We start from the raw sequence: 5,992 nt of genomic DNA, 5'->3' as shown, positions 1-5,992 counted from the left end.
ATATTTTATCGTTTTCTAAAAAACGCTATGCGAAGTTATATCTTATATTAAAAATTAAGATGTCAGAAACCTAAAGTACAAATGAATGAGTCAGCCCCTAATTTGCTCACATACTAACCTATGATATAGAGGTGACAGGCGCAAGGATAGCGTTCCTCACTCAAATGAGGAACATTAGAATCTTCTATTGAAGCCTTTCCAGGCTCAAGCATGCATCTCCTCGCATAGAGAAGCGTCATAAGCAAGATTTAGGTTTAACTATAGTAATTAATCTCAGAGATAACGACTGTTACTCTTGACACTGATAGAAACAATAAACATCCATCAGCTTGCTTTTAAGATAATCTACAGATGAATCATCCGTATATTCGAAATCGAGATAGTCGAATATACTATCGCAAGCACTATTGGCCTCTTCTATCGACTCGTTACTGAGTTGTTCAATGTAGTACAAATGGTCGGGCAAATAAAATTTGAGTTCTGATTCTTCGAATTCAACGTTATGTCTCTGCGTGATGCCCCAACGAGAGAAACAGTCTACTTCAGGATGAAATCTTCTCCCGCTATATCCGCCATCTGGAGGACGATTCTGACGTCCCCCATACATATTATTCATAATCTACCATCCAAGCTCTTCATTCACTAACTTTGAAAAGGCGGCAAGAGGGTTACTGATTACAGCTTGCTCAGTAACTCTGTGCTGGTACTTATCTAGCATATGTATACAACTTGAAATACGCAATAAACGCTTATCAGACCGCGCATCATCCTCGTGGCGCTTAAATAACGCCTGGTGCATCTGCTCTCGGCTTAGAGAGAACTGAATCTGCTCATTATTATTCTCTACGATACCCATATCCACATCAGTTGCCTTCATCATAGCGGCCACGACAGCTGGGGCTCCATACTCAGGCGGGAAATATCCCTGAATTCTTTGAAAAAGTTCATAACCCTCTCGATATCTGGATTCATATGATGTGGGGAATGCCTGAAAATACTTACTTTCTTTTCTTCGTATTGAAAAATATTTATCTTTATTGAAGAGATGATCGCGGCGGCGATAGGTTGCTTGTCCCAAACTTGTGGAAAGCAACGGCAAAATAGTCAGTTCAACCCATGTTGCAAATCCCTCGTTCACGACTATGCTGCTGTCCCATAAAGCCTCAATCACCTCCCTGTATTCTTCATAAAGATTGCGGGGATACGGTGCAGATATCTTTCGTGGATCGGTATTAGGAACAAACCCGTGTTTGTCAAGTATTGTGAGCTGCTTACCTAGTCTAGTCTGATGAAAAAAAGAACCATGACCATACTGTTCATGGAGCAAGAGTGCAGCTAAGTTTTGCTCTAGGCTGATCCGAGCGAATGAGTCTAGACGATCAGTATCATATTCCCAAGGTAGAAGAAGACTGTTACTAACAGTATTTACAGCGTCAGTATCCTGATTTTCAACCAAACGAGCTGCCAACTTTGGTTCGTAGGGGATGTAGCAGCCTTGGGTTGGAGAAAAGATGGGAGTAATCTTTTCTAAAAACTTGTGGTGTACGTATGGCTCTCTGATATCATCTGCGAGAAGACTTTGGATGCTTTCCTTGATTTCTTCAGCCACATCATCTGAATAAATATTGTCAGCTAAAAAATCAGGAGTGCAAATTTGAACAGGAATCTTTCGAATTTTCTCAAAGTCTAGACAGGTATTGAGATGGATAAGTGTTCGCCCAATCTTATCTTGCAAAGGGGCTAGGATATCAAAGCTCAGCGATTCGATTTGATTCTGAATTGAAGGTAAAACTTGAATAAGCCTCGTTTTTTTATATTCGATACCTTCTACAAGTAAATATAATGCTCCTTCTCCTGCTTTTTGAGGCACTACCTTCCATGACTGATTTATGTCACTCAATGTGTTGATGGGATCAATCTTTAGAGAAGGCAAAGATGTTTCTAATCGTAGCCTTACACTTGGAAGATTAGCTGATTTTTGGTTATGAAATACCGCTTTTACTTCTACGGGTTTGTTAACTTCTAACCTTTCAGGAATGGAGTTATAGCTGTTATGAATAACGATATCAGTTTCAATGTTTGGAATGCATTGAAACTGACTCGCAACATCAAAAAATAATGATGGCCATTTTGAATTTTTTAAGAAGTCAATTGAGAGTTTTAGTTGATGATCACCAATTTCATTAGCTTGAATTTTCCATTGAATAGTTTGTGATTTATAGGGGGCTAATGAGCGAATAACTTGCTCCTGTGATTCTAATATTTTTACACCTGGGTCGCTTTCAAGTAAGCAATTTATAAACTCTAATCGTTTGCCATGAGGATTGCTAAGCGTAATTGAAAAGGCTTCAATATCCCCAAGCTTTATTTCTTCTTTGACAGAGAATTTATGACATTCTAATGGATTTTTGTTGGCTAACCAGCGAAAAATGTTGAGAACTAATTCTTGATTGTTGCCAAATCTTAAATAATTGTCCTGCAAAGGAATGTAGTCGCTTTCGCTCTGAGACTACGATGCAAGCTTCTTTTCTTCCAGGAAGCTGTGCAACTGCATAAGGGGGAGATAAAAGTTGGGGAGGTGTATCTTTAAGAATTTCTATATAAGTCGAATCTGAAAAAAACAACTGTTGATTTCAGAGCTTAAATAGTGAGGTTGAAAGTCTACTATTTCGTTTGAAGATGGCCCAAGTAAGTATCTAAACCTTAGGCCAAAACGGGCCATTAATTGCTCTATAGTATCATCATTATTGCGTGAATACTTATCAAGAGATGTTCTACTAACGGTTATTAAGAGAGAGCCACCTTCTTCGACAAATTTTACAAGTATTCCTATTTCCCGCAGCTTAAAAGGTTCGGTTGGAGCGGCAAGAACTAAAATGTCGGGGGCATTCTCTGAATCAAGTAAAAGCTCTGACCAAGATTGCCGATTAGACGTATTATCAGATTCCTCTAACAGAGGTGCTGGATAGCAGTTTATATCCTGCTTCTTAGATGATGTAATTATTTTGTTTTCGCGTAGTAAAGTCTGTATTGTTTTTAGATATGCGCTTTTCTGATTTTCTGAACTCTGGGAAGTACCCAAAAGGGAACCATGGGATTCATCAAATACGACCTTAGTCACGGGCATCTCGGGGGGTTTGATGGGCTGAAGTGGACCTTCAGGTTTGACGTCATAGTAATCTAGACTGTCTTTATTGAGACTGCAATTATTTTTTGTATCAAGTTGCATGACGGTATGACTCCAAAAATGCTGCGATAGGGAATGAAACAAAAGTGTTAATAGTACATTTGAACTTAATTATACTATCAAAATAGTTCTTTTGTACTAAATAAAGATTTGTTTCAGCATAATTTATGGGTATGCAATCCATGACGTTTTCTGGAGTGCAATAGTGTTGATAAGGATGTTGCTTATACTGGTTGTTACTCAGTGGCAAAATGCCGAAAAGCGAATAAAGTGCTTTTGGTGTAAACCTCGTTAAGGTTATGTCTGAAGCTGCTGTACTTGTTTCTCGGACAGTGCCAGTAGCTTAATGACCTGCTCTAAAGGCATACCTGTTGCCAATAAATTGTGAGCTGCTTGCAATAGTTGAGTTTGCGACTGTTCTTTAGCTTGGCGCGCTTGCTCTTTCTCCTGGCGTTCCTGTTCCGTATCCGTTAGTAGCCAGGTCCCATCCTGGTCGCACCACCGTAGCCAGTGTCCAGGGATATCCTCAAACTCCCCTTGCCAAATGCCTAAGCCAATTTCTAAATCTGTGAGCCAGATAGCACAGTTACCCGACTGCAGCTCACGCTCTTCATAAACACCGCCCGTTAGTTGAAAATATCTCAACTGCTGGCTGTGACGGCTGTAGACAAGGTAGTGGGGCACCCGTAGATAGCGCGCTCATAAATTTCTAGCTTGCCAGGCGGTTGCTTATCTGTGGTCTGCGAATTGTCCGATTCGGGCATCTGAGACTGATAAAAACGACCCAAATCATCCCGTTCTGTACCGGGTGATAAAAACTCAACCACGATATAAGTTGAGGCACCCTCTTGCCAGGTAACATAGCTGCGGCGAAGTGTCTTGCCTTCATATAGCCGTGATACACCGACGGACAAAAACCAATCGGGTCGCTTATGCCAAAGCGCATGGTTAACGTCGTAATACACATTCAAATCTGACGCACTAAACCAGTTTTCACGGCCATAGTGTGGCAGATACAGCGTGCGGCTCAGTAGCTGGGGTTGCAGATCATGAAATTCGTCCTAATCAGATTTTAAGCTGTTCATTCCCACATTGCTATTGAATTATGAGATAATTATGAAAAATGAAACCATTATGAAATGGTGGCCCAAAAAATGCTCAAACACGTCCAACAGGGAATATTGCTATCTGCTATGGCATTGCTGATGGGTCTGGCGGGTTGTGGGCAAAGTGCTCCCACGACTGGGGACTCGGCTGAGGGTGATCAGAAGGTTGTATTGACAACGTTCACAATTTTGGCAGATATGGCTCAGAACGTGGCGGGGGATGAGCTACAGGTGGCGTCCATTACCCGCATCGGTGCAGAAATCCATGGTTATGAGCCCACACCTAGCGATTTGGTTAAGGCTCAAGAAGCGGAGCTGATTCTCTATAACGGGATGAATTTAGAGCGCTGGTTTGAGCAGTTTCTAGGTAATGTGCAGGATGTGCCGTCGGTGATCTTGACAGAAGGGATTGAACCGATTGCCATTGCGGAGGGTCCCTATGTCGATAAGCCTAACCCCCACGCTTGGATGTCCCCTAAAAACGCGCTGATTTATGTGGAGAACATTCGCCAAGCCTTTGTGGATCTCGACCCTGCAAACGAAGCGACCTATAACGCTAATGCTGCTGCCTATAGTAAACAGCTGCAAGCGATTGATCAACAGCTACAGGCGAATCTAGCCCAGGTCCCTGAAGACCAGCGTTATCTGGTGAGTTGCGAAGGGGCGTTTTCCTATCTTGCTCGTGACTACGATCTCCAAGAAGTCTATCTCTGGCCGATCAATGCTGAGCAACAGTCCACTCCTAAGCAGATTCAAGGAGTGATTGAAGACGTTAAAGCTAACAATATTTCCACGGTTTTTTGCGAAAGCACCGTTAGTGATGAGGGGCAGCAGGAAGTTGCTCGTGCTACCGGAGCTGAGTTTGGCGGTAATTTATACGTTGATTCGCTGTCTACAGAAGATGGGCCAGTGCCTACGTTTTTGGAGCTGCTGGAATACGATGCTCAGGTCATTAGTGAAGGCTTATTATCGCCCTGATTTGCGGTGGGTGAGGTTTGCTCGCCTGGCCAGTTCGACATTTATTTTTTGCCCTTTTAACTCCTAACCTACGATGCGATCAGAGACCTTTGGCATCACTATCGAGAACATTAGTGTTACCTACAGTAACGCTCACCTTGCCCTCTATGACACCAGTTGTTACGTACAGCCCGGGACCATCACGGGTCTAGTCGGTCCCAACGGTGGTGGTAAATCCACGCTGTTCAAAACCATTATGGGATTTGTCAGTCCTAACCAAGGGCGAGTTCATGTGGATGGTCTCTCGGTCAAAATGGCGCAAAAACGACAGCTGATGTCCTATGTACCCCAGGCGGATGATGTGGATTGGAACTTTCCTGTCAGCGTAGCGGATGTGGTGATGATGGGGCGCTATGGCTATATGAATATGCTGCGCATTCCTCGCCGTGAGGATCGTCGTCAGGTGGCAGAAAGTTTAGAGCGGGTGGGCATGACGGACTTTTGCCATCGGCAAATCGGCGAACTATCGGGCGGTCAGAAAAAACGAGCGTTTTTGGCCCGTGCTATGGCCCAAAATAGTCGAGTGATCTTGCTGGATGAACCGTTTACTGGGGTGGATGTGAAAACGGAAAAACGGATTGTGAATTTGCTGCTACAGTTGCGGGATGAGGGCCATACGATTTTGGTGTCGACCCATGACTTGGCATCGATTTCGACATTTTGCGATCGCACCATCCTCCTC

General features: G+C 43.1%; 6 protein-coding genes. 2 read left to right on the top strand and 4 right to left on the bottom strand.

Annotation, left to right across the window (positions count from 1 at the left end):
- Positions 1-619 precede the first annotated feature (619 nt).
- The 4 genes from IQ260_RS26490 to IQ260_RS31270 all read right to left on the bottom strand — a co-directional run bounded on the left by IQ260_RS26490 (position 620) and on the right by IQ260_RS31270 (position 4,152).
- Positions 620-2,482, bottom strand: a complete 1,863-nt coding sequence (locus tag IQ260_RS26490; protein WP_193996080.1) for a hypothetical protein — start codon at positions 2,480-2,482, stop codon at positions 620-622.
- Positions 2,483-2,596: 114 nt separating this feature from the next.
- Positions 2,597-3,229 (bottom strand): motility-associated ABC transporter substrate-binding family protein, encoded by a 633-nt coding sequence (locus tag IQ260_RS26485; RefSeq protein WP_193996079.1) that lies wholly within the window; start codon positions 3,227-3,229, stop codon positions 2,597-2,599.
- A gap of 255 nt (positions 3,230-3,484) precedes the next feature.
- On the bottom strand, positions 3,485-3,871 hold the full coding sequence (locus tag IQ260_RS31275; protein ID WP_228016458.1) for a hypothetical protein: 387 nt from the start codon (positions 3,869-3,871) through the stop codon (positions 3,485-3,487).
- On the bottom strand, positions 3,829-4,152 hold the full coding sequence (locus tag IQ260_RS31270; protein ID WP_407657759.1) for a hypothetical protein: 324 nt from the start codon (positions 4,150-4,152) through the stop codon (positions 3,829-3,831). The genes IQ260_RS31275 and IQ260_RS31270 overlap by 43 nt, the downstream gene beginning before the upstream one ends.
- 174 nt (positions 4,153-4,326) lie before the next feature.
- On the opposite strand from IQ260_RS31270, the gene IQ260_RS26475 reads away from it, so the two are divergent.
- Positions 4,327-5,271 (top strand): metal ABC transporter substrate-binding protein, encoded by a 945-nt coding sequence (locus IQ260_RS26475; RefSeq protein ID WP_228016457.1) that lies wholly within the window; start codon positions 4,327-4,329, stop codon positions 5,269-5,271.
- A gap of 73 nt (positions 5,272-5,344) precedes the next feature.
- The coding region (locus tag IQ260_RS26470) for a metal ABC transporter ATP-binding protein (RefSeq protein WP_193996078.1) at positions 5,345-5,992 on the top strand (648 nt) is incomplete at its 3' end.

The organism is Leptolyngbya cf. ectocarpi LEGE 11479, from assembly GCF_015207065.1.
GTDB lineage: Bacteria > Cyanobacteriota > Cyanobacteriia > Phormidesmidales > Phormidesmidaceae > Leptothoe > Leptothoe ectocarpi.
Note: the sequence above shows the minus strand (reverse complement) of the source record. Positions and strands in the feature narration are given on the sequence as shown.